The sequence below is a fragment of the Flavicella sp. genome (assembly GCF_029238425.1).
Taxonomy (GTDB): Bacteria; Bacteroidota; Bacteroidia; order Flavobacteriales; family Flavobacteriaceae; genus Flavicella.
Map to the genome: position 1 here is coordinate 1 of NZ_JAQWGB010000189.1, position 1,738 is coordinate 1,738.

General features: G+C 33.0%; 1 protein-coding gene and 2 pseudogenes. 2 read left to right on the forward strand and 1 reads right to left on the reverse strand.

Annotated elements, in window-relative coordinates; genetic code table 11:
* Positions 1-48: 48 nt before the first annotated feature.
* On the forward strand, positions 49-387 hold the full coding sequence (locus tag P8H68_RS12625) for a hypothetical protein (protein ID WP_300325788.1): 339 nt from the start codon (positions 49-51) through the stop codon (positions 385-387).
* A 51-nt stretch (positions 388-438) separates the two neighbouring features.
* Here P8H68_RS12625 and P8H68_RS12630 read toward each other — a convergent pair.
* Positions 439-1,380: pseudogene (locus P8H68_RS12630) on the reverse strand (endonuclease/exonuclease/phosphatase family protein).
* A 134-nt stretch (positions 1,381-1,514) separates the two neighbouring features.
* Between P8H68_RS12630 and P8H68_RS12635 the strand changes: the two are divergent.
* Positions 1,515-1,738: pseudogene (locus P8H68_RS12635) on the forward strand (GTPase HflX); the annotation flags it as partial.

The following is a 1,738-nucleotide window of genomic DNA, read 5'->3' on the forward strand; positions in this document are numbered from 1 at the left end:
CTTTTTATTTTGAGGTTGAAAGTATCTTTGTAACAGAAATTAGAAATTATGAAAAAAATCATTTTAGTAATGTTCGCCCTAGTTTTAGGAACCGTTGCAACGATTGCAGCAAATCCTGAAACAATGACAATCAATGAAAAATTAAGAAGTGAAATCGAAAGATTATTAGATCATCCTGATTTTTTAGAAAATGAAAGAATTATCTCAGCGAAAGTTGAGTTTTTAGTGAACCAAAAAGGAGAAATAGTGGTCCTTATGGTTGTTTCAAAAGACGAGAGAATAATTAATTTTATCAAAACTAGGTTGAACTACCAGTCCGTAGTAAAAGCTTCTGAAGATTTGAAAAACAAAAAGTTTTCTATACCAGTTAAGGTAATTAAAAAGTAACAAAATTAATAACGCATTAAGCCCGAACTAAAAATAGAGTTCGGGCTTTTTTTATGCTTTGTTTTTTAGTAGAACATATACCGGGAAATGGTCACTATAACCACCTTGGTAGTATTTTCCGGAATAGGTTCTAAAGGGTTCGTATTTGTGTCTACCTCTAGGATTTGTTAGAAAGGGAACATTAAAAATATGTGCTTTTTGAAAGGTGAACTTATTCGGCTCAGACTCAAAAAAGTTTTTTGATAAAATGATTTGATCAAAGAGCATCCATTGCCCATAAAACTTAGAGGCTCCCTGTCCATTTTTATAGAGTTCTAAACTGGGATTTCGGAAATTTTCATTCACCAAGTGTTTTTGTATGCTATCGTCATCAGGGTTGTCATTAAAATCGCCCATAATTACAATTTTTGGATTCGCTTCTTCAATTCTGTCTATTTCTTGATGCTAGATTGCAGCAATTTCAATTCTTTTTTTACGCGTTTCATCAAAACCAGATCTTTTAGAAGGCCAATGATTCACATAAATATGAATAATTTCATCATTCAATTTCCCTTTTACATAAAGAATATCTCTTGTATAATCTCTAACGTTGTTAGAGTCGTATACAATGATTGGAATTGCTTTGGATTCTAACAGTTCAAATTGATCTTTGTTGAATAATAACGCAGTGTCAATTCCTCTTTCATCCGGAGAGTCGTAATGCACATAATCATAAGGTAAATATTGCAGGGCATCAGATTTTAATAAATCGTCAAGAACGGTGCTGTTTTCAACTTCTGCTAAGCCGATAAAAATAGGTGGAAGTTGCGAATGATCTTCCCCAATACGAGTAATGGCTTTTCCAAGTTTTTCAACTTTTAGTTGGTAACGATAAGGACCCCATTTCTTTTTTCCTTTCGGAGTAAATTCCCGGTCAAGGGTATGTGGGCTGTCTTCAGTATCAAATAAATTTTCAACATTATAGAAAGCAATAGAGATAGGAGATAGGGTCATTAAGTAGTATTGTGGGTAAAAATCTAAAGTACATAATTAAATCAAACAGGGAGGTTCAATTGCTAATTAAATAAGTAGAAAGTAAGTGTATTTAATTTGTCTTGGCTCTTTCACAAAAATCGTACATTTGTAGCATGATTGATAAGAAGAAAGTTACATCTGAGAAAACCGTCTTGATTGGGGTAATCACCCAACATCAAAATGATTTGAAGGCGAAAGAGTTTTTGGATGAATTAGAGTTTTTAGTAAAAACAGCGGGTGGGGTTTCTGTAAAGAGATTTGTGCAGAATGTTGAAAAACCACATCCTAAAACCTTTATTGGTAGTGGGAAGCTTGAAGAGGTAAAAAGATATATAGA